Raw genomic sequence first — 25,929 nt, 5'->3', positions numbered from 1 at the left:
TCTGCTAGGTGGTCTCGCCTTCGCGCCGCCAGATATGGCAGATATCAGGGCCAATCCTCTGCACGTCCTGCAGGACGAAACGCGGTGCGTTCTGCAAACGGTCAATGCCCATGGCCGCCAGCGCAGGCGTGCCCTCTGCCCCGATAGCCATGCCTGCGGAGAACACCACCAGTTCATCCACCTGCCCCGCATGCAAAAGCGAGGCCGCGAGCATGCCACCGCCTTCGCAGAAGACGCGCGTCAGCCCCGCCTTGCCCAATCCCTGCATCATCGCATGCGGATCGACCTGACCCGCACTGACATTGCAGGGCAAACTGCGCGCGCCCTTGGCGACCCATGCATCGACCTGTGCCTCCGGTCCATGGCACAACCAGACCGGCACATCGCCCGCACTCTCGGCCAGGTTGCTGTCCACCGGGATCTTCAACGCACGCGAGACGACAACGCGAACTGGCTGATGGCTGACGCCCAGCCCTCGCGCGGTCAGAGACGGGTTGTCGGCCCGGACCGTCCCGGCACCCACCATCACCGCATCATGGCGGGCGCGCATCATATGAACCGCGCGCCGCGCTTCGGGCCCCGTGATCCACTGGCTTTCCCCGGTCGCGGTCGCGATGCGCCCGTCAAGCGTGCCCGCAAGCTTTAGCGTCACAAAGGGCCGCCCCTCCTGCAGGCGCAAGAGAAAGCCTGCATGGTCGCGACGCGCCTCTTCAGCGAGCACATTCTGCATCACCTCGATGCCAGCTTCTTCCAGCATCGCAATGCCACGGCCGGAAACGCGTGGATCGGGGTCACCAATGGCAATGACAACGCGGGCGACTTTTGCATTGATCAATGCCAGCGTGCAGGGCGGTGTCTTTCCATAGTGGGCACAAGGCTCAAGCGTGACATAGACCGTGGCACCGGCGGCCTGCTCACCGGCCTGCGCCAAGGCGATCGCCTCGGCATGCGGGCGCCCGCCAACAGCGGTATGCGCCCGCGCGATGATCCGGCCATCCTTAACGATCACGCAGCCCACCGCGGGGTTCGGCCAGACACGCCCCATGCCGCGCCGCCCCAGCATCAGGGCGAGCGCCATGAAGCGTTCATCGCTGGTGCCGGTCACCCTTCGTCTTTGGGCGCGTCTGGGCGCAACTCACTGACAAATTTGTCGAAATCGTCCGCCGCCTGGAAATTCTTGTACACACTCGCAAAGCGCACATAGGCCACAGTGTCGATCCGCGCGAGGCTTTCCATCACGATCTCACCGATTGTGCCAGAGGGGATATCGGTCTCGCCCATACTCTCCAGCCGCCGCACAATGCCGCTGATCATCTGATCCATCCGCTCGGGCTCAACCGGGCGCTTTTGCAAGGCAATGCGGATCGAGCGTTCGAGCTTTGGCCGGTCGAAATCCTCGCGCCGCCCATTTGATTTAATCACAACCAGATCGCGTAACTGCACCCGTTCATAGGTGGTGAACCGCCCGCCACATGCGGGGCAGAACCGCCGTCGTCGGATGGCCACGTGATCTTCGGCGGGACGGCTGTCTTTGACCTGGGTATCGACATTTCCACAAAAGGGGCAACGCATATCTTGTCCTTGTTTTACCTGTGCCGGGGTCTATGCCTAGTGATCAGCGCCCCCTTTTTCACAGGCACTATAGGGGTACCCCCCGGTCTTGGGTAGTGGGCAAATCAAGCCGCAAGATGATGGGCACAAATCGTTGCCTTCGAGACTCGGCCTATTGTGTGGACAGCCAGGTTCGGCGCTGATGGTCGTAGGTCTGACCTGCCGCTTCTTTCGCGCGAAAAAGCGCATCATCCCAAGGGGCGTCAACGGTGCCCGGAGTACATTCCAGTTCCGCAACAACCTCACCAGTCCGGCGCACGGTCACCCCGCCAAAATGTGGATTGGGAAGGTCGGCATCGCTCATCTCACCAAAAAGCCGTTCAAAGCCAGCAAAAACCGTGTAGTTGTAGTCGCCATTCTCGAAGGTAACGTCCTCCCAGATCGCCCGCCCCACACCAGGCCATGGCGTGTAGGCGATATTGAAGACTGTTTCGGTTAAGACGAGTTCCGGCGCGCCATCAGGACCAAAGCTGTAGGTCACAATCTGATCATCGTAGCAGACATCAAGCGCCTTGCGTTTCATGCCGACTTCACAGGTCAAGAAAGTGTTGAGTCCTGCCGCGCAACCCGCATGGGCGGCGCTGCCGAGGCTCAAGAGGACCGCGACAAAGCAGCACCTCACCATAGTCGAAGCGCCAAGAGTGGCCGGAGCGCCTGCCACCATATCAGGCGCTCAGATGTGCAATGACATGACGCTGCTGCGGCCTGTTGCGATGCTCGAACAGATAAACGCCCTGCCAGGTCCCCAATGCCAGATGCCCTTCATCGACGGGGATAGACAGATGCGTAGGCAGCAGGGCCGCCTTGATATGGGCGGGCATGTCGTCCGGCCCTTCGGCGGTATGGGTCAGATATGCCATGGACGGATCATCTGCCTGCGGCACGAGGCGTCGAAAATAGCTCTGCAAATCTGTTTGCACATCCGGATCGGCATTTTCCTGGATTAGAAGGCTGGCTGATGTGTGTTGGACAAAAACGGTCAAAAGACCCGTACCTGTCACCCAATGGCGCAAATGAGTCGTGAACTCATAGAGGCCGGGGCCGTTTGTGGCGATATCAAAGCGTGTCTGCATGATGCGACACTGCGCAACCGCGCCGCCAAGCGCAAGATGCTTACTGCCCTGCGTTGCAGGCAACCTTTGTCGCACCGGTTAGCGTGTCGTCGCGCCAATCACTTGGCAAACCAAGCAACTCTGCCATAGCGGGTGTCAGTCTGACCTGGCACGTTTCTGTCGTTCTTGCCTCTGACGGCAGTTCCAGTCCGATTTGCGTCAGCTCGCTCAAAGTATCCGCTGCCGGATCTGTTCCGTATGCCTGCGCCGCTGGCGTTAACGTCATGGTTAAGAATGCGGCAGCCATTGAGATCGAAAGACGGGTCATCGCAAGTTCCTTTCCTACCCTCCAAAGTGGCCATGCAACCCTTTAAATCAATGTGCTGAAACGCGAACTCACCCGTTTGTAAATGCACATCAGCGGGCGTGAACATTTGTTTCAATTGCCGCAATTCCGTTAACCAGTTCGAAAACAAGTCAATTTAGGACCTCATTCCAACCAAATTTGATCAGTATTCAGTGCAAAATTAACGAGTGGAGCAGTTTATGCGGTATCTTATCCGATCAATCATGACGGGCATTGTCATGGCAGGCTTGGGACTGAACCTGTTGACCCAGTGGGACGGCGGACAGGCTGAGGCGGCCGTGCTTCCGATGCTGACACATGAGGCAAACAGCTTCGCCAATCAGTGTGCGCAGACGTTGGATGCCTATGATCATGACTTCGCACCAAGCGTCAGCGTGGCCGACGGTTGCACCTGCTTGGCACAGGAAATGTCGCGCAGCCATGCAAGTGATCTGCCTGCTGCGGGTATTGTGCTGACGGGCATTGTTGCGCACCCGACTGACGGTGCAGCACGTGAACCGGATTGGCAGGGCATCGCAGCCCGGGCCGGGATCAGTGATGCACATCTGGGGGCATTGCTGCAGTCAAGCTACACGGCGGTGGGCATCTGCGGACGGATCTAAGGCGATGGAGCGCGCGAACTCAATCAAACAGTCCCTCACCCTGTTCATCGATCATCTGCTTGGCTTTCGTAATCGATGCGGTGACGGCGGCCTCCCGGTCCTGAAAGGTGTCCGCCCGGATCAGCACATGCTCCCTCGTTTCGCCATCCTTCGTCTGGGTGATACGCGCGCAGAGACGATATGTGCTTCCTTCTGCCATCGGCTCTGGCAGGATTTGCATCTCCTGATACGTCTCGGACCTATCGGTGTCTGCCTTGGCCTGACCACTGCCAAAAAGACGTGACAACAATGACATCTAGCGTGCCCTTTCCTGATCCGCATGTATTTGACCCGCAGGTTACAGGAACTGGGGTCGCAGCAAAAGTGGCGCTTTTGTTGTGAGCCCGCCCCATATGTCACCCGCCATCATCCAAAACTTCGCCGTGACCCATGCCGGGCTTCTGCTTGGCTCAAAATAAAAAGAATAGAAGGAGTTTGGCCCAATGCGCGCTGTCTTAGTTTGTTTGACTTGCCTGATATCGCTTGCGGCATGCAGCGATAGCGATGGCTCGGAGGACAGCAGCACAGTCGATGCTTCCGCTGCAACGTCTACCCTCACAGGTACGCCCGAAGATGACTTTGCGTTTGACGAGGTCGACAACACGATCACAATCGCAGGCGGCGATGCACTTTCACCGACCAACAACACATCCATCTCTGTGCCTGCCAGCTTCGTTGTCTATTCGGATGATATGGACGGCATTCTCGCCATTCGGGGCGTCACGGCCTCCGGAGATGGCGAAGTCGCGATCTACTCCGACGGCAGTGCCGCCCTGACAGGCGCCTTTGGCGCGCGATTGGAGGACACGGCAGTGCCGACCGCCGGGCGGGTGGTCTATGACGGGGACTATGTCGGCATTCTGCGCGACACGGGAACGGGAGATATCACCCATACGGTTACGGGTGTCGCACAACTGGTCGCATACTTTGGTGACGGCAACATCTCGGGCAATATCTCGATCAGACGCGCCAGCGAGTTGGATGGTACCGCCACGCGCCCCCTGAATACGTTGTTACTCGATTCCACCGCACTGGCAGATGGCGCCTTTGCAGGCACGACCGGCGGCGGCGGGTTCACCACCAGCGCGGCAGGCGCAGAGGATGGGGCCTATTCTGGTCTGATCGTCGGCAGCAATGGCGACGAGTTAGTGGGTAACATCAATATCAATCACACGACTAATGGCATTGTTACCGGGCAAGAGGTCGGCGGGATCATTGCCGCCGAATGAAAAAAAGCGCGACCAACCTGTCGCGCCTTTCTGTTTGATTGTCAGGTCAGCCTACTGATCCAGGAACGACCGCAGCTTGCGTGACCGGCTAGGGTGTTTCAGCTTCCGCAGCGCCTTCGCCTCGATCTGGCGGATACGTTCGCGGGTCACGCTGAACTGCTGGCCAACCTCTTCGAGCGTATGGTCAGTGTTCATGCCGATGCCGAAACGCATGCGCAGCACACGTTCCTCGCGCGGGGTGAGTGACGCCAGCACCCGGGTCGTGGTCTCTTTCAGGTTCTCCTGAATGGCCGAATCGAGCGGCAGGATCGCGTTCTTGTCTTCAATGAAATCACCAAGCTGGCTGTCTTCTTCGTCGCCAATCGGCGTCTCCAAGGAAATCGGCTCTTTGGCGATCTTCATCACCTTGCGGACCTTCTCCAAAGGCATCTGCAGCTTTTCTGCGAGTTCCTCTGGCGTCGGCTCGCGACCGATTTCGTGCAGCATCTGGCGGCCTGTGCGGACCAGCTTGTTGATCGTCTCGATCATATGGACCGGGATGCGGATCGTGCGGGCCTGGTCGGCGATGGAGCGGGTGATCGCCTGACGGATCCACCAGGTCGCGTAGGTCGAGAATTTGTAGCCGCGGCGGTATTCAAACTTATCGACCGCCTTCATCAGGCCAATGTTGCCTTCCTGAATAAGGTCAAGGAATTGCAGGCCGCGGTTCGTGTATTTCTTGGCAATCGAAATCACGAGGCGCAGGTTCGCCTCGACCATTTCCTTTTTGGCTTGCCGCGCCTCCTTCTCGCCCTTCTGAACCTGTTGGACGATGCGTCGGAATTCGGTGATATCGACGCCCACATACTGACCAACCTGCGCCATGTCGCTGCGCAATTCTTCGATCTTGGCGGTCGAGCGTTCGATCAGCATCTGCCAGCCACGCCCGGACTTTTCCGACATCTCATCCAGCCAGTTGGGGTCCAATTCACGACCACGATAGGCATCAATGAATTCACGGCGGTTGATCCGCGCCTGATCGGCAAGCTTCACCATGCTGGAATCGATCGACATGATGCGACGGTTGATCCCATAGAGCTGGTCGATCAGCGCCTCGATCCGGTTGTTATGCAGATGTAGCGAATTCACCAGTTCAACGATTTCTGAGCGCAGTTGCTGGTATTTCTTTTCCTGCTTGTCGGTGAACGATGAATCCTCGTTCAGCGTCGCGGACATCCGTGCATCTTGCATGTCGGACAGGTCAGCAAAGTCACGGGCAATGATTTCGAGCGTCTCCAGCACGCGCGGCTTTAGCGCGGCCTCCATCGCGGCCAACGACATGTTGGCCTGATCGTCGTCATCATCGTCATCATCCTTGGCAATCGGATTGCCGTCAGCATCAAGCTCTTGCGCCTCTTCCTCTTTCGCGGCGGGTGCAGGTGCGGCGCCAGCGACGGGGGCAACAACGGCCTCTTCCTCGCCATCCTCGCCCATCTGGTTGCCAAATGTGGTTTCCAGATCGATGACATCGCGCAACAGGATGTCTTCGTTCAAAAGTTCGTCGCGCCAGATCGTGATCGCCTGGAAGGTCAGCGGGCTTTCGCAAAGGCCCAGGATCATCGTATTCCGACCCGCCTCGATCCGCTTGGCGATGGCAATCTCGCCCTCACGGCTGAGGAGTTCGACCGACCCCATCTCGCGCAGATACATCCGCACCGGGTCATCAGTACGGTCGAGCTTTTCCTGCTCAGCCCCGCCCAGCGCCACCTCGCGCGATCCCGCGACCGTGGCAACCTCGGTGCTGCCCTTGTTCTCGTCTTCGGTTTCCTCGGATTCTTCTTCCTCGGTTACCTGAATGCCCATCTCGGACAGCATCGACATGACGTCTTCGATCTGATCGGACGATACCTGATCGGGCGGCAGCACCGCATTCAACTGGTCATAGGTGATGTAACCGCGCTCCCGCGCATCGGCGATCATCTTCTTGACCGCGGTCTGGCTCATATCCAGGCTGATATCGCCGTCCTGGTCGCCGTCTTTGCGATCGTCGGTATCTTTTGCCATGCTTGGCCTCTCGTTCAGGTGATCTGCAGAGCCGATATGATTCGGCTGATTCGGTTAAAGTCGAATCAACCTGTCATTCAGGTGATTCGCAAGAAGGTGAAGATCGCTTTTTACGCTGTGTGACTTGACTTACGACTTAGGGCGGCCAGCCCTTTTGGCAAAATCGATCTCTTCGAGAAGTTGGTCAAAAGCACTCCGCTCTTCCTTTTTCATCCGAGCACCGTTTTCGCCAACAGCATATTCGGCCTTGTCATCGTTATCGCCCCGCCCTGCCCGATCAACGGCGGCAGAGGCTTGCGCAAGTCGCCACGTAACCCCTTCATCTGCAACGCCCGAGAGGTCATCAACCGCATCTTCGATTTCGCGCGCCCGTCCGCGCCGGGCAACGATTTTGGCGAATTCTTCTGCCAGACACTGGCGTGCAACTTCCGCATCGCCCGCACGTCGCACACCTGGGCTGATGCGCACATGGTTCTGCGCCAGAAGTTTTTCAAGAGGCGCCGCTCCAAGGGCCTCTTCGACATGTGTTTGCAGGTTCGCTGTGCCCATATGCCGCAGGATCAAATGCTGCATGTCGGCGTGGAGCGGGTCGGCGCTATCAAGCTGTTCAATCGCCGTTTCAAACTCCGGTGCCACTTCGGGGTTGAAGATGAGCGTGGCGAGGATCACGGCCTCGCGCAGATGGTCTTCGCTGGCCGCACCGGTGCCCAACGCCGATGCCTTGCTGCTAGCTGCGGGCCGGATCGTCTTTTTCCACGGATCACGACCCGCGCCATATCCGTTTTTCGCCCGCGCGGGTCCGGTCTTCAGACGCGCAAAGAGCGCCCAGCGCATGTCTTTGAGCGTCTGGTCATAGTAGGCGCGGATCGACGGGTCCTTGATCAGCGTCGTACGGTCGCGGAGCGCTTTTTCCAGTGCGGCCTTGCGTTCAGGGCTGTCAAAGCTGCGCCCTTCGGTCTCGCGCCGCCACAACAGCGCGACCAGCGGGATCGCCTGATCAAGCAGCTTTTGCATGGCAGCTGCACCCTGGCTCTTGATCAGGTCATCGGGGTCGAGCCCCTCCGGCATCAGCGCAAAGCGCAGGGACTTGCCCGCCTCAAGCATGGGCAGCGCGATATCGATCACCCGCATCGCCGCGCGCAGACCCGCCGTATCGCCATCTAGCGCGATGATCGGCTCATCCACCATCCGCCAAAGCAGGCGTAGCTGATCCTCGGTGATCGCTGTGCCCAAAGGGGCAACAGTGGCGGGAAAGCCCGCCTCGGAGAGCGCGATCACATCCATATAGCCTTCGGCGACGATCAGCGGTGCTTCCTTGCCAGCTGCCGCGCGCGCGGGGCCGTGGTTGTAAAGGCTGCGGCCCTTGTCGAAGAGCGGCGTTTCTGGCGAGTTGTAGTATTTCGCCGGGTGGTTGGGATCCATCGCGCGCCCGCCGAAACCAATGGCGCGCCCACGCGCATCACGGATCGGGAACATGATCCGCCCCCGGAACCGGTCATAAGGCGCACCACCCCGGTCGCTTTCAGCGGCAAGACCCGCAGCGATCACGTGTTCCTGCGGCACGCCTTTGCCTGTCAACGCAGCTAGCACCCCACCCTGCGCCGGGGCAAAGCCGATCTGCCAGCGCGCTTGTGCCTCTGCGTTCAAACCGCGCCGCTCAAGATAGGCGCGCGCCTCGGACGCCGCGCTCATCTGCAATTGCAATTGATGCCATTTGACCGCCTGTTCCATCACCTCAGCCAGCACCGTGCGGTGATCCGCCTTGGCCTGGGCTTGTGGGTCGCGTTCAGGCATTTGCATACCTGCCTCGGCGGCGAGGATTTTCACGGCTTCCATGAAGTCCACATTCTCGGTCTCACGCACAAAGGTGATCGCGTCGCCCTTCGCGTGGCAGCCAAAACAGTAGTAGTAACCTTTCCGGTCATCGACGTGAAAACTCGCCGTCTTTTCCTGATGAAACGGGCATGGCGCCCATAGATCGCCCTTGCCCTGGTTGGACTTACGGTTGTCCCACATCACCTTGCGCCCGACGACCTGCCCCAAGGACAGCCGAGAGCGCAATTCATCAAGAAAACCGGGTGGGAGACTCATGGTGGCGTGAGTTGTACAACAATTGTGGTGCCGACACTATCGGCGATCATATTGTGTCACCCGCGGCGCGCCGCAACCCCGCGTGCTGCGATTTCCAACTCATGCACCAACGTGCCTGCCATGGACCGCATTGCCATGATCTCGAACGCGTGCTTTCCGGTTCGGCTGATGGCAACATGCATATGCCCCAAAAGCGTACGGGCGATCTGACCTTCGGTGAAATGCGCCGCGCGCAGATCAATCGGCACAAGCCGTGCGAGGACAGCCTCGGCATCCTCACCCACGATCGTCACAATTGCCCAGGCATCCGTCTGGTCCGTCACCGCTGCCGCATCCAGCGTGACGGCGGCCAAGACCAGCCATTGATTGTGACCGAACCATAACACAGGGCCAGAGCGCTGATGGACGGGCGTGAGTGGTGTTCTGACCTGCGATTTGAGTTGATCAGAGACGTTGCCCTCCTGCCCTGCAAAAGGCGCGACCGATGTGATGGTATCGGCGACTACTTCCGATATCTCCACGCCGCCAACGGCCAGCGGCAACCGCGTGTCACACGGTGTCTTCGCAATCAAACTAACCACGCGCGCGCCCTCCGCTGGGGTCGAAGAAGACCGGATCGCAAACCTCTGCCAGCGTTTCAACCTCGCGCAGGTGATCGACCATGCGCACCGTCTCGCCATGGCGGCTGCGCCCGTGGGACAGGAAGCCCAGGCCCAGATGCATCTGCAGCGTCGGAGAGTAGCAGATCGAGGTCAGATATCCCTCGCTGTTAATCCGGATCGCCCGCGCACTTTGCTGGAACAGATGCCCGCCTGCCATCAGTGGCTCGGATGGAGTGACCGGCTTGAGTCCGACGAGTTGTTCACGGGCCGGGTCGATCAGACCGGGGCGCGCGGCGGCGGCCTGGCCGACGCAATCCTTCTTGCGGCTGATCATCCTATCCATGCCGATGTCAAAGGCCGTCGTGCGCCCGTGGATTTCCGCATGGGTGATGAAGCCCTTTTCGATGCGCAGTACATTCAGCGCTTCCATCCCGTAGACACCGCCACCCATGCTCTGCGCCTGCGCGGTCAGAAGCCGGAACAGGCTTTCGCCATAGCGGGAGGGCACCGCGATCTCATAGGCATGCTCGCCAGAGAACGAAATCCGGAAGAGCCGCCCCGAAACCCCGCCCACGGCAATTTCACCGCAAGCCATGAACGGCCAATCCTCATTTCCAACAGGTTGATCCAGCAGCGTGTTGAGCAAATCTCGCGCGCGCGGCCCTGCGACCGCAAATTGCGCCCATTGCTCGGTCACCGAGATCACGCGCGCATTCAGGTCAGGGCGCAGCACCTGCAGCACGAATTCCAGATGGCGCATGACCTGCCCGGCAGCCGCCGTCGTCGTCGTCATAACAAAATGCTGCTCGCCCAGCCGCGCGGTCGTGCCGTCATCCATCACATGCCCGTCTTCGCGTAGCATCAGGCCATAGCGGACACGCCCCACCTTCAGCGTCGAGAATGTATTGGCATAGACGAAATCCAAAAGGGTGGCGGCATCCGGCCCCTGAATGTCGATCTTGCCCAAAGTTGAAACATCACAGATGCCGACTGCATTCCGCACATAGCCCACTTCGCGGTCGCAGGATTCGCGCCAATGGGTCTCTCCCGGTTGCGGGAAGTAGCTGGGCCGGTACCAAAGCCCGGCTTCAATCATCGGCGCGCCTTGGGCAACGCTGGCCGCATGCGATGTCGTCAGCCGTTCTGGGGCGAAGCCCTTGCCTTGGCCGCCCGCACCCATCGCGGCAATCGGGACAGGCACATATGGCGGGCGGAATGTGGTGGTGCCGGTCTCGGGGATGCCGCGACCTGTTGCGTCGGCGAGCACCGCCAAGGCGACAACATTCGAGGACTTCCCCTGATCCGGCGCCATACCCTGGGTTGTGTAGCGTTTCATATGCTCGACAGAGCGATAGTTCTCTTGCGCGGCCAGCTTGATGTCCTTGACATGGACATCGTTCTGGAAATCGATCCATTTCCGCCCCTTGCCTGGCACCGCCCAAAGCGGGCTGATCGCATATTGGTCGTCCGTCGCTGCTGGCAGATCGACCGTTGGCTTCAGGCCAAGCACCTCTGCAATTTCGGCGGCGGCCTCCGCTCCTTCCCGAAGGCATCCGGCAGTGCTGAATGTCCCGTTACAGGCGCCCGCTGTCACCATGCCGGGGATGCTGTTGGGCGTTGGGACAAAAGACGCGATATCCTCCTGCCATTCGGGGCGCCCGTTCATATGGCAGGTCAGATGCAGGGTCGGGTTCCACCCGCCCGAAACGGCGAGGCAATCCGTCAGTATCTTGCGCGTACCACCAGCATGCGAAATTGTAATACTTTCAAGCGCATGGCGGCCCTTTGTCGCGACAACCGTTGCACCTGTATAGACCGGAAAATCGCCTTCGACCTTCACGCCCTCTCGACTGTCGATCAGGGCAACCACGCGTATCCCGGCAGCCATCAGATTGCGCGCGGTCCGGTGCGCATCATCGTTGTTACCAAAGACCGCAACCCGCCGCCCCGGCACGACCCCCCAGCGGTTCAGGTAGGAGCGCACGGCGCTCGCCATCATAATCCCGGGCCGGTCATTGTCGGGAAAGGCAATCGGGCGCTCAAGCGCACCCGCACACAGGATCGCATGTTTGGCCGCGATACGCCAAAAACAGGCCTGCGGTTTCGCTTCACCAGACGCCCCTGCAACACGCTCAAGCGCGCCGAAGGTGCCCTGATCATAGGCACCCGTCACAGTTGTGTGCGTCATGATCCGGACATTCGGAAGCGTCGACAGAGTCGCGAGGACATCGGCAACCCAGTCGGCACCGGGCTTGCCGCCGACATCCTCCACCTCGCGCAAAAGCCGTCCGCCAGGTGCCGTGTCCTCGTCCACCAGGATCACATCAGCGCCAGCGCGCCCGGCGGTCAGCGCGGCCATCAGGCCTGCGGGGCCACCACCGATAACCAGTACATCACAAAAGGCGAACGCCTTTTCATAGTGATCCGCGTTACTCTCGCCGCTCAGCGCGCCCAGACCCGCCGCCCGACGAATAACGGGCTCGTAGAGCTTTTCCCAAAACGCGCGCGGCCACATGAAAGTCTTGTAGTAAAAGCCCGCAGCCAGGAACGGCGATAACAGGTCGTTCACCGCCATCATGTCATAGCGCAGGCTGGGCCAGGCATTCTGGCTGAACACCTCTAACCCTTCGGACACTTCCAGGGTGGTCGCCCGCACATTCGGCTCTTGCGCGGCACCGCGTCCCACGGTCACCAGCGCATTGGGCTCTTCTGATCCCGCCGACATGATCCCACGCGGGCGGTGATACTTGAATGAGCGCGCCACCAGCTTGATCCCGTTGGCGAGGAGTGCGGCGGCCACAGGTTCCCCCGGAACACCCTTTACGGGTCGGCCATCAAAAGTGAAGGTCACCGTCTTTTCAGGTTTCTGCAATCTCATCGCGCAACCTTCTCGGCCAGTTGCACATCATGGATTTCATGCGTCACGGTATCGCGCTCAACCACAAGCCAGGCGCCACAACCACCTTCGTGACACCACAGGTCGCGGGTGCGGCCCGCCGGATTGTCGCGGTTATGCAGATAGTCATCCCAAGCCTCCGCGCCAGCATCAACCGTGGGCCGCTGCAAGGCAATGGCATCGCCGACATAGTAGAATTCCCGCCGGTCGCGTTCACCGCAATTGGGGCATTTGATCCGCATGTCTGTCCCTAGTGCAAATTGTGCTGAGAGCCGGTGCCCTCTTCATCGAGCAGACCAACCCCGGTCCGGAATCGATCCAACCGGAACCGCGCTGCTGGTTCATGATGCTGCCCCGTCGCCATCAGATGCGCGAAGCTGAAGCCAGAGCCGGGTACGGCCTTGAACCCGCCATAACACCAGCCGCAATCGATGAAGAGCCCGTCGATGTGGGTCTTGTCGATGATAGGTGAGCCATCGGGCGTCATATCCATAATCCCGCCCCAGGACCGCAAGACCCTTGCCTTGCCGATCATGGGCATCAGGGTCATGGCCGCCTCCATCACATGTTCCTTCATCGGCAGGTTCCCACGTGCCGCGTACGAGGCGTAGAAATCCAGATCACCGCCGAAGACCAGCCCGCCCTTGTCGGACTGGCTGATATAGAAGTGCCCCATGCCAAAGGTCACCACGTGGTCGATGACCGGTTTCAGCCCTTCGGTGACAAAGGCCTGCAACACATGGCTTTCAATCGGCAGGCGCATCCCCGCCATCGCCGCCACCTGGCCAGAGCGTCCGGCCACGACTATGCCAACCTTTTTGGCACGAATGGCGCCTCGTGTCGTCTGAACGCCCTTTACCACGCCACCTTCGATATCAATGCCGGTGACTTCGCAATTCTGGACAATGTCGACGCCGCGCTGATCGGCCCCGCGCGCATAGCCCCATGCCACCGCATCGTGGCGGGCGGTGCCACCACGCGGATGGTAGAGGCCGCCATAGATCGGAAAGCGCAGATTGTCGAAATCGAGATACGGCAACATCCGGCGCACGCCTGCCGTGTCCAACAAGATCGCATCATCACCCTGATTGATCATCGCATTGCCCCGGCGCGCGAACGCATCTCGCTGGGCATCCGAGTGGAAAAGGTTGATGATCCCGCGCTGGGAATGCATGGCGTTGTAGTTCAGGTCCTGCTCCATCCGCTCCCAGAGCTTGAGAGAGTGTGAGTAGAACTCTGAGTTCCCTGGAAGGAAGTAGTTTGCGCGCACGATGGTCGTGTTCCGCCCCACATTGCCGCCGCCGATGTAGCCCTTTTCGAGCACGGCGACATTGGTCAACCCATGTTCCTTGGCGAGGTAATAGGCGGTCGCAAGCCCGTGTCCTCCACCCCCGACAATGAGTGCGTCATATTCGCCCTTGGGTTCGGGATCGCGCCATGCAGGGCCCCAGCCCTTCTGGCCAAACAGCCCCTCCTTGATTACCCGAAAGCCCGAATATCGCATCGCCATCCCCTTGTCAGGCGTGACCCTAACAGGGCGACCTCTGGATTGCATGGTCACTTTTCGACAAAGGACGGATAGCTGACGACCTTTACACACGGCGCCGAGCAGGCCGTGTGGTACCGTGATCTCGAAACAGTCGGGCCTGTTCAGCAGAATCGCTGCACAGATTCGCACCTCGAATCCCGCAGTTCGCCTTCAAGTTGCCGCATTACCGATTCTATCGCGTCATGATCGGCGGGTTATTGCCTAAAAAAATGCAAGGATTTGAGTGAATTAGCCCCAGCTTTAGATGAACGTAGGATGAATTTGTTTCCGATTCACCAACAATTATTGGGATCATCGCAAAAATGTTGGGCAATTTAGTTACAAAGCGTTGTAACGCCACGGTAGCTGCCCAATTTTTGCCACAGCAAATTGGTTTTCATGCTACATCGTTTTGCACGATTGTGAGGCGTTCCGCCTGCGCTGCCAAATCGCTGCCATGGGGTAACAAGATGAAGAGACGGATGTCTGTGCATAGCTCGAAAGACGATCGGCCCAGTTTGCGGGTAAGATATCTGCGTCAGTTTGGACGCGATGAAGACGGCGGCGTGATCGTCCTCACGCTTTTGCTTCTCGTGTTGATGCTGGTCATGGGCGGTATGGCTGTCGACTTCATGCGCTTTGAATCGCGGCGTGTCGTGCTGCAGAATGTGACCGATCGCGCGGTTTTGGCAGCCGCTGAGCTCGACCAAGGGCTTGATGGTGAAGATGTGGTTCGCGGCTACTTTCGTTCCGAAGGGTTGGAAAGCTCGCTCAAAGAGCCAATCAACATCAATAACAGTCCGGGCAGTCGATCAGTCACAGTAGAATCTGAACTCGATATGAGCACCTTCTACACAAAGTTCATTGGTCTTGAGACGTTAACGGCTCCAGGCTATGCGCGTGCCATCGAAGGGACCGGGAACGTCGAGATTTCGCTCGTACTTGATATTTCTGGCTCTATGGGAACAAGTGTTTCGCAAGTCGATGGTACAAGCGGGACTCGAATGAGCCTTCTGCGCGATGCGGCGGAGAACTTTGTAACAACCCTCCTTATCCCTGAATATCAGGACGAGATATCTCTCTCGCTAGTGCAATATTCAGCAAATGTGAACATCGGCGAAGGTATATACCGCGCTTTAAACACGACGCCTGACAGCATTCTTAGCAACGACGATTTGATTGACACGTCGGATATTCCGGGACTTCAGGCAGAAGCAGATGATAGCAGCAACGACTTTGACCAATCTGATCTGGATACTTTGCTTGAAGACATCGTGACTAATCCTTGGCGGTGCGTTGAAATCCTACCCTCAGAATTCGCTACAACGGTTTTCGACACGGAGCGGACGTACACTCAGGTCGCCCGTCTAGACGACCGCAGCTCTACTTCAGAGTTCACCGGCCCCCTCTGCCCGGAAGCGGACCCGGAAAACAACCGGGATCCAAGCATCATTCCTTTGTCTCAAGATGCGGCCAGCCTTACGCAGGTGATCCGTAACCTTCAGCCAACACGGACAACATCCATCCACCTTGGAATGAAATGGGGTGTGTCGCTTTTGGATCCATCAATGCGCACACTTTTGGGCAACGTTGCTGATGTTGACCCTGCCTTCGCGGGCATAAGGCCACTTGACTATGAACAGAATGCATCGTCCGAGGACTCCAAAAAGTACGTTATCCTCATGACAGATGGTGAAAACGTAGCAACTCGGCATGTGCAAGATGACATCTGGGCAGACCCGTTTTGGCGTCGGACGTTCACAAACTACCCCTACATCTATTGGTACAACAGTGTGAATGACCATCCAGAGGGTTTGCGCCCCGGTTGGGGCGGCGTAACGGAGTATCCGAACAACGCGGCACAACAAGACGTTTGGCTGCAGCAGATTTGCTCAGCCGCGCGTGATCGCAACATAGTGGTGTATACGATCTCTATGGGTGCGCCCGACAACGGGGCAGCGCAAATGAGACAATGCGCATTTACTGAAAACTACTACTTCGATGCTGAAGAAACAGCGATCGATGATATCTTCCAGAACATCGCACGACAAATTACGGCATTGCGGTTGAGCCAATGAGTGGTTGGGCCGCATACATACTAAATGCCTTGCGTCGATATCGCGCGGCCGAAGATGGGACGGTTACACTTTCCTTTGTGCTCGTCTTCCCTGTCTTCATGTTCATCTTCTTCATGACCGTTGAGAATGGTATAATTAACCTTCGGAAATTTATGGTTGAACACGCTGTTGACCGAGCCGTTCGCGAGGTACGTATTGGAACGATGATCGACCCAGATGCGGATGACCTACGCGACCGCATTTGTGAAATCATCGAAGTGATTCCAAATTGTCAAAGCAATCTGCGGATCGAAATGGTCCGGAATGACGTTCGTGATTGGCAACCCATCGCCGATGCGGCACGTTGTGTTAATCGGGAAGACCCCGATGATGGCGACGACATTTTTTTTGACGAATACGGAAACAATGAACTGATGTATCTGCGGGTCTGCGCACGCGTTGATCCTTTCTTGCCAACGACGGGCATCGGCCTGCGACTTGTCGAAGATGCGGATGCTGCCGCTGGCCGTTCCTATGCGATCGTCACCAGTGCGGCTTTTGTGATTGAACCATTCCGAGCGGAAGATGAATGATGAGAACACCTGAGTTTTTGAACCGTTTTCGTCGTGACCAAGATGGTATCATCTCAATAGAGCTGCTGTTTGCAGTGCCGATACTGCTTTGGACATTGATGTCGACCATGATCTACTTTGACGCGTTCAAAGCACAGACAATCAGCACGCGTGCGGCATTGACCGTCGCAGATATGATCAGTCGTGAAGAACAGTCACTTTCACCGGCGTATTTGAATGGTACCCGCAACCTTCTGAGGTCATTATCATCGGTCGATGAAGACCCCGACTTTAGGCTTACGATTTTCCGTTTTCGTGATGCACAAAACGATGTCGTAATAAACTGGGGTCGGCGTCGCGGATACGATAAAAACTTAACGGAAAACGAACTGAACACCTTGTTCAATGATGGCCGGATACCGCCAATGTCTGATGGCGAAGTGGCTATTCTTCTTGAGACAAGCACGATGTACCGCCCCATCGCGAACACGGCATTCCTTGGGCCTTTGTCGAATGGTGGCACGGATGTAAATGATGAAATTGAATTCACAACATTCACAATAATTAAACCACGTTATTCACCGGCTGTTTGCTTTGACCCTACACCAAACGATCTCGAAAACGGCGATACTATCTGTCAGCAATAGTGATTTTTAGGCGAAACGCAATTTGCTCAGCCATGAATTTCGCCTGCCCCGCTGAGGTGACGCCTCCGACGCCAACGCGGCGCCCCAAACGCCACCAAAGCCCCGGTGCCCAGCCCCGGGGCTTTTTTTCATGCGTAATCAGCGTAAAGCCGTTTGAAGGTTTGAATGCAAACACCCCACGATCAACGGCCTTGATCTCGTCCATCGTCGCCAGCACCGTGCCCGAACTGTCACGGATATCAGTCGCCGTAAGATCGATGCGCAACAGCGTCGCACGGCGCAGTCGTTCAGCGAGCCAAAGTGCCCCAATCCCAAAAACCAGCAAGAAAACAAGCCATCCAATGGCAGGCGGGTGCGTAAGCGCGGTATAGAGGACCAGAATTCCCAGCGCAAAAAGCACCGCATACGCAAAGATCCGCCGCGCTGGTGAGGCATGAACACTGGCATAGACGCCGTTTTCGTCAGGTTGAAACATCTTGTCCCGTTCTTGGTGTTCTCTGCAAACCGCGTTCGTCATGCATGTGCTTCATAGGGCAACCGACTTCCGCACCATGTCCCAATAGATCGCTTCGATTGCCGCGATATCCAACGCGCCGCCATCCCGATACCAATGGCTGAGACCGGTCAACATCGCAATAATCGCCCGCGTCGCCACGCGGGTATTGGCAACCGCAAAGACACCTTCAGTTTCGCCCTGCCGCAGGATCGCCTCAAGCGCGTCTTCATAGTCGCGCCGCATCCGCTCAATCACCGCAAAGTTCTCTGGCGAAAGGCTGCGCAGCTCCATATATGAGACAAAGACCTGATCCGGACGCGGGAGATGGAACCGGATGTGAAAACGGGTAAAAGTCTCAAGCTGGCACAGCGCATCGCCCCGCAGGTCGACCGCGCGAAGGGCGGCAAGTAGTTCGGCCATATGCGCACGCATCATGTCGAACAAAAGGCTTTGCTTATCGGGCGTGTAGTTGTAAAGCGCGCCCGCTTGAACCCCAACCTCTGACGCGATCTGGCGCATCGACACCGCAGCAAAGCCGTGTTCCGCAATCAGCCTGAGCGCCGTGTCCAGCACCCTTGGGCCGGTGATGTCGGAATGTGAACCTTGTTTGCGCGCCATAGAGATCACTTAACTGAACAATTGTTCAATTGAAAACCCCCTTGCCCCTTCCGCAACGCACTGAATACCTTGCACCCATGCGGTATGTCCTCCTTGTCCTGATGATGCTGTCCGGCTGCGCGACCTTCCCGGATCTGGACGACAGTATCACGGATGCCGCGCGCGAGGCCCCTTACCCGTCTTTGGAACCGTTACCATCGGACCCTTTTGCGATCCCCGCCGCAGAGGTCGCGCTGGACGAAAGGATCGCCGCGCTACAAGCCCGCGCCGCCCGCTTGCGCGCGGTTGAGATCGGCGCGTTGCAGTAGCCGGGCCTATTCGATACTACCCAAGCGGAATGCTGGACAGGGATAGGATGACCGGATGACTTCACCACTTCGCCTTGGGATCGCAGGTCTGGGCACCGTGGGTGTCGGGATTGTCCGTATCGTCCAGAAACATGTCGCGTTGCTTGAGGGCCGCGCGGGACGTCCCATTGTGATTTCAGCTGTTTCTGCGCGCTCTAAGACGAAGAACCGCGATGTCGATCTGTCTGACTACGCGTGGGAGGATGACCCGGTTGAACTTGCCAAACGTGACGATGTCGATCTTTTCATTGAGGTGATGGGCGGCCATGAAGGCCCCGCGAAAGACGCCACCGAGGCCGCGATTGCCGCTGGCAAGGATGTGGTCAGCGCGAACAAGGCCCTTATGGCGGTCCACGGGCAATCGCTCGCTGAAATGGCAGAGGCGGCAGGCCGCGTGATCCGGTTCGAAGCGGCCGTCGCCGGAGGGGTTCCCGTCGTGAAGGCGCTGACCGAGGGCCTTGCTGGCAATGAGATCACCCGCATCATGGGTGTTATGAATGGTAGTTGTAACTACATCCTCACACGTATGCAGGATGCGGGGCTCAGCTATGAGGCCGTCTTTGATGAAGCCAACCAACTCGGCTATCTGGAGGCGGACCCTGAACTGGACGTGGGCGGGATTGATGCGGGGCACAAGCTGGCACTGCTGTCCTCAATAGCGTTCGGCACGCAGGTTGATTTTGACGCTGTTGAGTTAGAGGGAATTGGTTCGGTCACCATCGAAGACATCAATCATGCCGCCGATATGGGCTACAAGATCAAGCTACTCGGCGTGGCGCAATTGACCGGGCGCGGCCTGGAACAGCGGATGGCGCCATGCCTGGTGCCAGCCACCTCACCGTTGGGCCAACTGGAGGGCGGCACGAATATGGTGGTGCTGGAAGGCGATGCCGTCGGTCAAATCGTATTGCGTGGCGCAGGCGCGGGCGAAGGCCCGACCGCCAGCGCGATCATGGGCGATGTCATGGACATTGCCCGTGGCTTGCGCATCTCAACCTTCGGCCAACCTGCCGCACAATTGCGCAAGGCGCGCGCGGCCCGTGCCGCCGTGCCCGCCCCCTATTATCTGCGCATGCAGCTTTTGGACAAACCCGGTGCGCTGGCCAAGGTGGCCTATGCGTTGGGCGAGGCGGGTATTTCCATCGACCGGATGCGCCAATACGGCCATGATGACACGATGGCCCCGGTTCTGATCGTCACCCACAAAACCACCCGCACCGCCCTTGATGAGGCGCTTGCCGCATTTGCTGGCACCGGCGTTGTCACCGGTGAACCTGTCGCCATCCGGATTGAGGCGGTTTAGCGCAAACAGTCTTGTGACCGTCATGTGGACAGGTTTTAGGGTGAAGCACGTCAACAAAGGACCAATCCATGTCAAAGCCCCACGACTTTAACGACCGCAGCCTGTCCCTGGGCCTCGCCCGTGTTTCCGAGGCTGCCGCCATTGCCTGTGCCTCGCTTATCGGGCGCGGCGATGAAAAGGCCGCAGACCAGGCCGCCGTGGACGCCATGCGTAACCAGCTGAACCAGTTGGACATTGCCGGGGTCGTTGTCATCGGCGAGGGCGAGCGTGACGAAGCCCCGATGCTCTACATCGGCGAGGAGGTCGGAACCGGGACAGGCCCCGGCGTCGATATCGCGCTCGACCCTCTTGAGGGGACGACACTCACCGCAAAAGACATGCCCAATGCACTCGCCGTCATCGCGATGGGGCCGCGCGGGTCGATGCTGCACGCGCCGGATGTCTATATGGACAAACTGGCGATTGGCCCGGGGTTCCGGGCTGGCGTCGTAACGCTTGATATGTCGCCGGCTGAGCGCGTGTCGGCCCTTGCCGCCGCTAAGGGCTGTTCAACCAATGACGTCACCGTCTGCGTCCTTGAACGGCCACGGCATGAAGACATGATCGCCGAAATCCGCAGCACCGGTGCCGCGATCCGGCTCATCACCGACGGCGACGTGGCAGGCGTGATGCATTGCGCGGAACCGGATCTGACCGGCATCGACATGTATATGGGCTCGGGTGGCGCGCCGGAGGGTGTGTTGGCCGCAGCTGCGCTGAAATGCATGGGCGGGCAGATTTTTGGCCGCCTGATGTTCCGCAACGATGATGAGCGCGGGCGCGCCAAAAAGGCGGGGATCACCAATTTTGACCGGGTCTATACGCGTGATGACATGGTCACGGCGGACGTCATTTTTGCGGCAACGGGTGTCACCGACGGCTCGCTTGTGCCGGGGATCAAGCGCGAGGTTGGTTTTGTCACGGCTGAGACGATCCTGATGCGCTCCAAAACTGGGTCGGTCCGGCGCATGATCTATCGCAACCCCACTAGCTAATCCAGCTGGGGCAGCATATTGTGGGCAACAATGAATGCCCTACAAGATAAACCCGCCTTTCTGAATGTCAGCGCCTCGGCGACGGGACGCCGCTGGGTCGGTCCATCGGTGGAAGAGGATCGCCTGTCAGAGGCGATGGCCCAGGAAACCGGCCTGCCGGGACCTTTGTGCCGTACGCTGGTCCGGCGCGGCATTTCTGCAGCAGACGCGCCCGCCTTTCTGGCGCCGACACTGCGGGATCTGTTGCCGAACCCGCACGCGTTGAAAGACATGGAAAAGGCTGCGGCGCGTTTTCTGCGGGCCATCGAACAACGTCAGCGGGTCGCCATCTTCGCCGATTATGACGTGGATGGGGGCGCATCAGCTGCTCTCTTGATTACCTGGCTGCGTGATCTGGGGTTGACCGCGACGCTCTACATCCCCGACCGCATTGATGAGGGTTATGGCCCGAATGATGCCGCAATGTCCGCGCTCGCGGCAGAGCATGATTTAATCATTTGCGTCGATTGCGGGACGCTGTCGCATGGTCCCATCGCAGCCGCGAAGGGCGCGGATGTCATCGTGCTCGACCACCATCTGGGCGGCGAAACACTGCCCCGTGCCCTCGCGATCGTGAATCCGAACCGGCAGGACGAAACCGGAGATCTAGGGCATCTCTGCGCGGCAAGCGTTGTGTTTCTGATGCTGGTTGAGGCGAACAGACAACGCCGCGCGGCAGGGCACAAGAGCCCCAATCTGATGGCTCTTCTTGACCTTGTCGCACTGGCTACGGTCGCCGATGTGGCCCCGCTCACGGGCGTGAACCGTGCATTTGTGCGTCAGGGCCTGACCGTTATGGCGCGCAGGGAAAGGATTGGCCTCACCGCATTGGCCGATGTGGCAGGCCTCGATCAGGCCCCAACCAGCTATCATCTCGGCTTTCTCCTGGGGCCACGCGTCAATGCAGGCGGTCGCATCGGCAAGGCTGATCTGGGCGCTCGGCTCTTGGCCACAGCTGAACGGCACGAGGCCGAGGCGCTGGCCGGTAAACTTGAACAACTTAACACCGAACGGCGCGAGGTGGAGGCGCGAGTGCGGGATGCGGCGTTGGAGCAGGCCACCGCGCGCGGTCTTGACGGCCCGCTGGTCTGGGCTGCGGGCGAAGGATGGCATCCGGGTGTCGTGGGGATCGTTGCCGCGCGGCTGAAAGAGGCGACCAACCGCCCCGCCATCGTCATCGGGTTTGACGGCGATATCGGCAAGGGCTCTGGCCGCTCCGTCGCCGGGGTCGATCTGGGGGCCGCCATTCAGCGTTTGGCGGCAGATGAACTACTGCTCAAAGGTGGCGGGCATAAAATGGCCGCCGGCTTGACAGTTACGCGCGATCAACTTGAACCGGCGATGGAACGGCTGGGCGATCTCTTGGCAAAACAAGGGGCCGATGCGATCGGGCCCGCCGACCTGCGCCTTGATGGTATCCTGATGCCCAGTGCCGCGAGCGTAGAGCTTGTTCATCAGATCGAAGATGCAGGTCCCTTCGGCGCGGGTGCCCCTGCCCCACGCTTTGCCTTTCCCGATGTGCTGATCCACTTTGCCAAACAGGTTGGCGCGAACCATCTGAAAATCAGCTTTGGTGACGGGATCAACGCCCGCATCGATGCAATCTGTTTTGGCGCGATGGACGGGCCCATCGGGCCCATGCTTCTGGGCCATAATGGGGCGCGGTTTCACCTGGCCGGACGGCTGGAAATCAACACCTGGCAAGGACGACAATCGGTGCAACTGCGACTCGAAGATGCGGCCCCGGCCTACTGACGCAGGCCCACAAAAAACCGCAAAAACCCTCTTGCGCCATACGCGCAGTTTCCATAAAAGCAGCGCACCAAGCGTGGTCCCTTCGTCTATCGGTTAGGACGCCAGGTTTTCAACCTGGAAAGAGGGGTTCGATTCCCCTAGGGACTGCCATTGGATTTCCCCATCACACTTTACTGCGACACCCGATTTGGGGATTTACTGTCGCGTTTCTACAGCTACCCTTTCCTGCAAACATGCTTCGAAAGGAAACGCTGCCATGCCGCTGACTTATCTGCACACGATGGTTCGGGTCAAAGACCTCGACAAATCCATCGCCTTCTACGAACTGCTGGGTTTGAAAGAGACACGCCGGTTCGAAAACGAAGGCGGGCGCTTCACCCTCGTGTTCATGGCTCCACCCGGGCAAGAGGAATGCCCGGTCGAGCTCACATACAATTGGGATGGGGACGATGCACTGCCATCTGATAGCCGCCATTTCGGCCACCTGGCCTACCGCGTCGACAATATCTACGAGACCTGCCAGCACCTGATGGACAACGGCGTGACGATCAACCGCCCACCACGGGACGGGCATATGGCCTTCGTGCGTTCACCCGACAATATCTCGGTCGAGCTTCTGCAGGCGGGCGACAACCTCGCGCCAGCCGAACCCTGGGCCAGCATGCAGAATACCGGCCATTGGTAAGGGCCGCGCTGATTGCGGGGCTGTGTGTTGCGGCAGCCCCGGTACAGGCCTGCAGGCTTGCGCTTGTCCTGGCGATGGATGTCTCTGCATCGGTCGATCCTCTTGAAGACCGGCTGCAACGGGGCGGGCTGGCGGCCGCCCTTCTGGCCCCTGACGTTCAGGCCGCGTTTTTCGCCAGCCCCGATCCTGTAGCACTGCTCGTCTTTGAATGGAGCGGGCGGTACAACCAGCAGGATCTGACGCCATGGATCATGATCGAGTCGCCCGCTGACCTTCTCCGCGTCTCCGATACAATTGCGAGCAGCAAACGCAGCCATAACGATTTTCCCACCGCGATGGGTCACGCGCTGGGGCATGCTGCGATCAGGCTGCAGGAAGGGCCCGACTGTCTGTTTCAGACCATTGATGTTGCGGGTGATGGCCAGAATAACGATGGTTTCGGACCGGAAGAGGCCTACACCGCCTTCCCATTCGATAATGTTGTCGTCAATGGATTGGTCATCAATGCGGGGGAGTATGAGGCCGAAATCCACTTGATCCCCTTTTATCGCAACAAGGTTATCCGCGGCCCCGGTTCGTTTCTGGAGGTCGCTAACGGTTTCGAAGACTACCAAAACGCCATGGAGCGCAAACTGATCCGCGAACTCTCGTCTCAGATCATGGGTGAGTTGGCGCCGCCCGAAGGCCGCAATGCGGTCCCGCCCGGATGATCCGCGCATTGGCCTGCCTGCTGATCTGGTCGGGCGCGGCACACGCCGCATGTCGCCAAGCCCTCGCACTTGGACTGGATATGTCCACCTCCGTTGATACCGTGGAGTATCGGCTACAGCTTGAAGGGCTGGCCAGTGCGCTCCAAAGCGATGCCGTGCAAGAGGTGCTTTTTGCACAGCCGGACGCGTCCATCCGCATCGCCGTCTATGAGTGGAGCGGGCCACCCAACCAGACGCTGGTATTGCCCTGGACAGAGTTACGGACTCCAGCGGACCTTGCCGACGCGGTTCGCACGATCCGAGGTCATAAGCGGATCACCGCCGCGCCGACTACCGCGATTGGTGCCGCACTTCTTTACGGGTTCGCGCTGCTTGACGCGCAACCCGATTGCTGGAAACGCACGCTGGATCTCTCCGGTGATGGGGAAACCAATACCGGGCCGCGCCCGGAAGACATTTCTTCAGATCGGACACCACCGGGCGTCAGCGTGAACGGGTTGGTCATCGGGTCAGGTAATGCCCGCGGCGACGACCATCGGTTTGCCGATATCAAGGCGCTGTCCGCTTATTACCGGAGCAACGTGGTGCGTGGCCCCGGCGCATTTGTCGAGGTCGCGCTGGGGTTCGAGGATTATGCAGCCGCCATGGAACGCAAACTTTTGCGCGAATTGGCGAGTATCGCGATTGGTCAGCTTGGCGACAGTGCTAATTCCAGATGATGGTTCAGCCTTGTCCGGAAAATGGTGCGAGATCTGAATAATGAAAACTCGCACCGCCGCACAGATTCTTTGGGATTTTCACTGCGTTTATGACGATCTTCGGCGTTCTGATGTGATTGTCGGTCTGGGGTCTTACGATATGCGCGTCGCGACACGTTGCGCCGAGTTGTTTCATGCTGGCCTTTCCGAAAGGATCATCTTTTCGGGCGCATCGGGCAACTGGACATCCGCGTTGTACCCGGCAACCGAGGCGGAAGCGTTCAAAGATCAGGCGATTAAGGATGGGGTTCCGGAAGACGCGATCATGCTTGAGCGTCGTGCGACACATATCGGCGAAAACATCAGCTTCAGCGCCAAGTTGGTCCCAACGGCCAGGCGGGTCATCATCGTCACGAAACCGCAGACACAGCTGCGGTGCAAAGCGACAGCGCCGCGCCAATGGCCGGGCGTCGCAGCTCTCATCACGGCGCCCGAAACGTCTTTTGACGCCCAGCCATTACCACATCACGACCAACACGCCCTGATCTGTGAGATGGTCGGGGATGTTGCACGCATGAAGACTTATGCAGAGCGTGGTTTTCAGGTGCCGATTCACATACCGGATGCCGTGCAATCAGCCTTTGATACATTGGTCAACGTAGGCTTTACTGATCATCTGCCCATGTAACTTGGGCCAAAACACCGCGAGAACACGTTAGCTTCAAGGGTGAAGATCGCGCAAACATTGATGCGCGTTTGCCTCATGTCCATGAACTGGCCAACGCCACTTGCCCCTCGACAGAAAGCCGGAAGGGACTCTATTAGCCTTACTTTCTGAACGCTTGGCATTCACTTTCTACGACAGAGGGCATCACCAACGCAAAAGGGGCGTGCGGATGGTGGAAACC

The 25,929-nt window shown here is 58.7% G+C and carries 27 protein-coding genes and 1 tRNA gene; 14 read left to right on the top strand and 14 right to left on the bottom strand.

Going from position 1 to position 25,929, the window contains the following annotated elements:
- Positions 1 to 4: 4 nt before the first annotated feature.
- The 5 genes from ribD to SLH49_RS06875 form a co-directional block, all read right to left on the bottom strand.
- Positions 5 to 1,105 (bottom strand): bifunctional diaminohydroxyphosphoribosylaminopyrimidine deaminase/5-amino-6-(5-phosphoribosylamino)uracil reductase RibD, encoded by a 1,101-nt coding sequence (ribD, locus tag SLH49_RS06895; RefSeq protein ID WP_320268394.1) that lies wholly within the window; start codon positions 1,103 to 1,105, stop codon positions 5 to 7.
- Positions 1,102 to 1,572 (bottom strand): transcriptional regulator NrdR, encoded by a 471-nt coding sequence (gene nrdR / locus SLH49_RS06890; RefSeq protein ID WP_320268393.1) that lies wholly within the window; start codon positions 1,570 to 1,572, stop codon positions 1,102 to 1,104. The genes ribD and nrdR overlap by 4 nt, the downstream gene beginning before the upstream one ends.
- 151 nt (positions 1,573 to 1,723) lie before the next feature.
- Entirely contained in the window at positions 1,724 to 2,134 is a 411-nt protein-coding gene (locus tag SLH49_RS06885) for a hypothetical protein (RefSeq protein WP_320268392.1), read from the bottom strand.
- 142 nt (positions 2,135 to 2,276) lie between these two features.
- Positions 2,277 to 2,684, bottom strand: a complete 408-nt coding sequence (locus SLH49_RS06880; protein WP_320268391.1) for a secondary thiamine-phosphate synthase enzyme YjbQ — start codon at positions 2,682 to 2,684, stop codon at positions 2,277 to 2,279.
- Positions 2,685 to 2,724: 40 nt separating this feature from the next.
- Positions 2,725 to 2,991: a hypothetical protein gene (locus SLH49_RS06875; protein WP_320268390.1), complete on the bottom strand. Its 267-nt coding sequence runs from the start codon at positions 2,989 to 2,991 to the stop codon at positions 2,725 to 2,727.
- Between the two features lie 218 nt (positions 2,992 to 3,209).
- Between SLH49_RS06875 and SLH49_RS06870 the strand changes: the two genes are divergently transcribed.
- Positions 3,210 to 3,632, top strand: coding sequence for a hypothetical protein (locus SLH49_RS06870; protein WP_320268389.1), 423 nt, complete (start codon positions 3,210 to 3,212; stop codon positions 3,630 to 3,632).
- 19 nt (positions 3,633 to 3,651) lie between these two features.
- Here SLH49_RS06870 and SLH49_RS06865 read toward each other — a convergent pair whose 3' ends face one another.
- Positions 3,652 to 3,927 (bottom strand): HlyU family transcriptional regulator, encoded by a 276-nt coding sequence (locus SLH49_RS06865; protein ID WP_320268388.1) that lies wholly within the window; start codon positions 3,925 to 3,927, stop codon positions 3,652 to 3,654.
- 187 nt (positions 3,928 to 4,114) lie between these two features.
- On the opposite strand from SLH49_RS06865, the gene SLH49_RS06860 reads away from it, so the two are divergent.
- Positions 4,115 to 4,900: a hypothetical protein gene (locus tag SLH49_RS06860; protein ID WP_320268387.1), complete on the top strand. Its 786-nt coding sequence runs from the start codon at positions 4,115 to 4,117 to the stop codon at positions 4,898 to 4,900.
- Positions 4,901 to 4,951: 51 nt separating this feature from the next.
- Here the strand turns inward: SLH49_RS06860 and rpoD are convergent, their stop codons facing one another.
- The 6 genes from rpoD to SLH49_RS06830 form a co-directional block, all read right to left on the bottom strand.
- Complete coding sequence (gene rpoD / locus SLH49_RS06855) at positions 4,952 to 6,943, bottom strand: RNA polymerase sigma factor RpoD (protein WP_320268386.1); 1,992 nt, start codon at positions 6,941 to 6,943, stop codon at positions 4,952 to 4,954.
- A gap of 129 nt (positions 6,944 to 7,072) precedes the next feature.
- Entirely contained in the window at positions 7,073 to 9,034 is a 1,962-nt protein-coding gene (dnaG, locus tag SLH49_RS06850; RefSeq protein ID WP_320268385.1) for a DNA primase, read from the bottom strand.
- A 56-nt stretch (positions 9,035 to 9,090) separates the two neighbouring features.
- Positions 9,091 to 9,615 carry a sarcosine oxidase subunit gamma gene (locus SLH49_RS06845; RefSeq protein WP_320268384.1) on the bottom strand — a complete coding sequence of 175 codons (525 nt, stop codon included), beginning with the start codon at positions 9,613 to 9,615 and terminating at the stop codon, positions 9,091 to 9,093.
- Entirely contained in the window at positions 9,608 to 12,514 is a 2,907-nt protein-coding gene (locus tag SLH49_RS06840) for a sarcosine oxidase subunit alpha family protein (protein WP_320268383.1), read from the bottom strand. Before SLH49_RS06840 ends, SLH49_RS06845 begins: the two co-directional genes overlap by 8 nt.
- The gene (locus tag SLH49_RS06835) at positions 12,511 to 12,774 is read right to left on the bottom strand and encodes a sarcosine oxidase subunit delta (protein WP_320268382.1); all 264 of its coding nucleotides are present in this window, start codon (positions 12,772 to 12,774) and stop codon (positions 12,511 to 12,513) included. Before SLH49_RS06835 ends, SLH49_RS06840 begins: the two co-directional genes overlap by 4 nt.
- Before the next feature lie 8 nt (positions 12,775 to 12,782).
- A complete protein-coding gene (locus tag SLH49_RS06830) occupies positions 12,783 to 14,036 on the bottom strand; it encodes a sarcosine oxidase subunit beta family protein (protein ID WP_320268381.1) in 1,254 nt (417 codons plus the stop codon).
- Between the two features lie 506 nt (positions 14,037 to 14,542).
- Here SLH49_RS06830 and SLH49_RS06825 point away from each other — a divergent pair.
- From SLH49_RS06825 to SLH49_RS06815, 3 genes are read left to right on the top strand one after another with little or no spacing between them, the layout of a single operon-like run.
- Positions 14,543 to 16,138, top strand: a complete 1,596-nt coding sequence (locus SLH49_RS06825) for a Tad domain-containing protein (RefSeq protein WP_320268380.1) — start codon at positions 14,543 to 14,545, stop codon at positions 16,136 to 16,138.
- Positions 16,135 to 16,710 carry a TadE family protein gene (locus tag SLH49_RS06820; protein ID WP_320268379.1) on the top strand — a complete coding sequence of 192 codons (576 nt, stop codon included), beginning with the start codon at positions 16,135 to 16,137 and terminating at the stop codon, positions 16,708 to 16,710. The genes SLH49_RS06825 and SLH49_RS06820 overlap by 4 nt, the downstream gene beginning before the upstream one ends.
- The gene (locus SLH49_RS06815; protein WP_320268378.1) at positions 16,707 to 17,336 is read left to right on the top strand and encodes a hypothetical protein; all 630 of its coding nucleotides are present in this window, start codon (positions 16,707 to 16,709) and stop codon (positions 17,334 to 17,336) included. Before SLH49_RS06820 ends, SLH49_RS06815 begins: the two co-directional genes overlap by 4 nt.
- Here the strand turns inward: SLH49_RS06815 and SLH49_RS06810 are convergent.
- Both SLH49_RS06810 and SLH49_RS06805 read right to left on the bottom strand, forming a co-directional pair.
- Positions 17,320 to 17,811 (bottom strand): hypothetical protein, encoded by a 492-nt coding sequence (locus SLH49_RS06810; protein WP_320268377.1) that lies wholly within the window; start codon positions 17,809 to 17,811, stop codon positions 17,320 to 17,322. The two genes, SLH49_RS06815 and SLH49_RS06810, sit on opposite strands and share 17 nt — an antisense overlap.
- A 51-nt stretch (positions 17,812 to 17,862) precedes the next feature.
- Positions 17,863 to 18,450 carry a TetR/AcrR family transcriptional regulator gene (locus SLH49_RS06805; RefSeq protein WP_320268376.1) on the bottom strand — a complete coding sequence of 196 codons (588 nt, stop codon included), beginning with the start codon at positions 18,448 to 18,450 and terminating at the stop codon, positions 17,863 to 17,865.
- Positions 18,451 to 18,527: 77 nt separating this feature from the next.
- Between SLH49_RS06805 and SLH49_RS06800 the strand changes: the two genes are divergently transcribed.
- The 9 genes from SLH49_RS06800 to SLH49_RS06760 all read left to right on the top strand — a co-directional run bounded on the left by SLH49_RS06800 (position 18,528) and on the right by SLH49_RS06760 (position 25,709).
- Complete coding sequence (locus SLH49_RS06800; RefSeq protein ID WP_320268375.1) at positions 18,528 to 18,758, top strand: hypothetical protein; 231 nt, start codon at positions 18,528 to 18,530, stop codon at positions 18,756 to 18,758.
- A gap of 55 nt (positions 18,759 to 18,813) precedes the next feature.
- Positions 18,814 to 20,100, top strand: coding sequence for a homoserine dehydrogenase (locus tag SLH49_RS06795; protein WP_320268374.1), 1,287 nt, complete (start codon positions 18,814 to 18,816; stop codon positions 20,098 to 20,100).
- Between the two features lie 68 nt (positions 20,101 to 20,168).
- Positions 20,169 to 21,134, top strand: coding sequence for a class II fructose-bisphosphatase (gene glpX, locus SLH49_RS06790; protein WP_320268373.1), 966 nt, complete (start codon positions 20,169 to 20,171; stop codon positions 21,132 to 21,134).
- A gap of 30 nt (positions 21,135 to 21,164) precedes the next feature.
- Positions 21,165 to 22,928: a single-stranded-DNA-specific exonuclease RecJ gene (recJ, locus tag SLH49_RS06785; protein WP_320268372.1), complete on the top strand. Its 1,764-nt coding sequence runs from the start codon at positions 21,165 to 21,167 to the stop codon at positions 22,926 to 22,928.
- Between the two features lie 75 nt (positions 22,929 to 23,003).
- Positions 23,004 to 23,078: transfer RNA gene (locus SLH49_RS06780), tRNA-Glu, on the top strand.
- Between the two features lie 106 nt (positions 23,079 to 23,184).
- Positions 23,185 to 23,613, top strand: a complete 429-nt coding sequence (locus tag SLH49_RS06775; RefSeq protein WP_320268371.1) for a VOC family protein — start codon at positions 23,185 to 23,187, stop codon at positions 23,611 to 23,613.
- Complete coding sequence (locus SLH49_RS06770) at positions 23,607 to 24,323, top strand: DUF1194 domain-containing protein (RefSeq protein ID WP_320268370.1); 717 nt, start codon at positions 23,607 to 23,609, stop codon at positions 24,321 to 24,323. The genes SLH49_RS06775 and SLH49_RS06770 overlap by 7 nt, the downstream gene beginning before the upstream one ends.
- Positions 24,320 to 25,042 carry a DUF1194 domain-containing protein gene (locus SLH49_RS06765; protein ID WP_320268369.1) on the top strand — a complete coding sequence of 241 codons (723 nt, stop codon included), beginning with the start codon at positions 24,320 to 24,322 and terminating at the stop codon, positions 25,040 to 25,042. Before SLH49_RS06770 ends, SLH49_RS06765 begins: the two co-directional genes overlap by 4 nt.
- A 40-nt stretch (positions 25,043 to 25,082) precedes the next feature.
- On the top strand, positions 25,083 to 25,709 hold the full coding sequence (locus SLH49_RS06760) for a YdcF family protein (protein ID WP_320268368.1): 627 nt from the start codon (positions 25,083 to 25,085) through the stop codon (positions 25,707 to 25,709).
- The last annotated feature ends 220 nt before the right edge of the window (positions 25,710 to 25,929 follow it).

This window comes from Cognatiyoonia sp. IB215446 (assembly GCF_033963825.1).
In the GTDB taxonomy this organism is placed as follows: Bacteria; Pseudomonadota; Alphaproteobacteria; order Rhodobacterales; family Rhodobacteraceae; genus Yoonia.
This window is presented reverse-complemented; position numbering and strand designations above follow the sequence as displayed.

What these genes read in the sequence shown, in the direction of transcription:
- SLH49_RS06775 (WP_320268371.1), top strand. Translation starts at nt 23,185, where the DNA reads ATGCCGCTGACTTATCTGCACACGATGGTTCGGGTCAAAGACCTCGAC.
- SLH49_RS06820 (WP_320268379.1), top strand. Translation starts at nt 16,135, where the DNA reads ATGAGTGGTTGGGCCGCATACATACTAAATGCCTTGCGTCGATATCGC.
- SLH49_RS06880 (WP_320268391.1), bottom strand. Translation starts at nt 2,684, where the DNA reads ATGCAGACACGCTTTGATATCGCCACAAACGGCCCCGGCCTCTATGAG.
- glpX (WP_320268373.1), top strand. Translation starts at nt 20,169, where the DNA reads ATGTCAAAGCCCCACGACTTTAACGACCGCAGCCTGTCCCTGGGCCTC.
- SLH49_RS06805 (WP_320268376.1), bottom strand. Translation starts at nt 18,450, where the DNA reads ATGGCGCGCAAACAAGGTTCACATTCCGACATCACCGGCCCAAGGGTG.
- SLH49_RS06765 (WP_320268369.1), top strand. Translation starts at nt 24,320, where the DNA reads ATGATCCGCGCATTGGCCTGCCTGCTGATCTGGTCGGGCGCGGCACAC.
- SLH49_RS06835 (WP_320268382.1), bottom strand. Translation starts at nt 12,774, where the DNA reads ATGCGGATCAAATGCCCCAATTGCGGTGAACGCGACCGGCGGGAATTC.
- SLH49_RS06860 (WP_320268387.1), top strand. Translation starts at nt 4,115, where the DNA reads ATGCGCGCTGTCTTAGTTTGTTTGACTTGCCTGATATCGCTTGCGGCA.
- SLH49_RS06870 (WP_320268389.1), top strand. Translation starts at nt 3,210, where the DNA reads ATGCGGTATCTTATCCGATCAATCATGACGGGCATTGTCATGGCAGGC.
- SLH49_RS06800 (WP_320268375.1), top strand. Translation starts at nt 18,528, where the DNA reads ATGCGGTATGTCCTCCTTGTCCTGATGATGCTGTCCGGCTGCGCGACC.
- SLH49_RS06840 (WP_320268383.1), bottom strand. Translation starts at nt 12,514, where the DNA reads ATGAGATTGCAGAAACCTGAAAAGACGGTGACCTTCACTTTTGATGGC.
- recJ (WP_320268372.1), top strand. Translation starts at nt 21,165, where the DNA reads ATGAATGCCCTACAAGATAAACCCGCCTTTCTGAATGTCAGCGCCTCG.
- rpoD (WP_320268386.1), bottom strand. Translation starts at nt 6,943, where the DNA reads ATGGCAAAAGATACCGACGATCGCAAAGACGGCGACCAGGACGGCGAT.
- dnaG (WP_320268385.1), bottom strand. Translation starts at nt 9,034, where the DNA reads ATGAGTCTCCCACCCGGTTTTCTTGATGAATTGCGCTCTCGGCTGTCC.
- SLH49_RS06875 (WP_320268390.1), bottom strand. Translation starts at nt 2,991, where the DNA reads ATGACCCGTCTTTCGATCTCAATGGCTGCCGCATTCTTAACCATGACG.
- SLH49_RS06795 (WP_320268374.1), top strand. Translation starts at nt 18,814, where the DNA reads ATGACTTCACCACTTCGCCTTGGGATCGCAGGTCTGGGCACCGTGGGT.
- SLH49_RS06825 (WP_320268380.1), top strand. Translation starts at nt 14,543, where the DNA reads ATGTCTGTGCATAGCTCGAAAGACGATCGGCCCAGTTTGCGGGTAAGA.
- nrdR (WP_320268393.1), bottom strand. Translation starts at nt 1,572, where the DNA reads ATGCGTTGCCCCTTTTGTGGAAATGTCGATACCCAGGTCAAAGACAGC.
- SLH49_RS06885 (WP_320268392.1), bottom strand. Translation starts at nt 2,134, where the DNA reads ATGAAACGCAAGGCGCTTGATGTCTGCTACGATGATCAGATTGTGACC.
- SLH49_RS06815 (WP_320268378.1), top strand. Translation starts at nt 16,707, where the DNA reads ATGATGAGAACACCTGAGTTTTTGAACCGTTTTCGTCGTGACCAAGAT.
- SLH49_RS06760 (WP_320268368.1), top strand. Translation starts at nt 25,083, where the DNA reads ATGAAAACTCGCACCGCCGCACAGATTCTTTGGGATTTTCACTGCGTT.
- SLH49_RS06830 (WP_320268381.1), bottom strand. Translation starts at nt 14,036, where the DNA reads ATGCGATATTCGGGCTTTCGGGTAATCAAGGAGGGGCTGTTTGGCCAG.
- SLH49_RS06810 (WP_320268377.1), bottom strand. Translation starts at nt 17,811, where the DNA reads ATGTTTCAACCTGACGAAAACGGCGTCTATGCCAGTGTTCATGCCTCA.
- SLH49_RS06865 (WP_320268388.1), bottom strand. Translation starts at nt 3,927, where the DNA reads ATGTCATTGTTGTCACGTCTTTTTGGCAGTGGTCAGGCCAAGGCAGAC.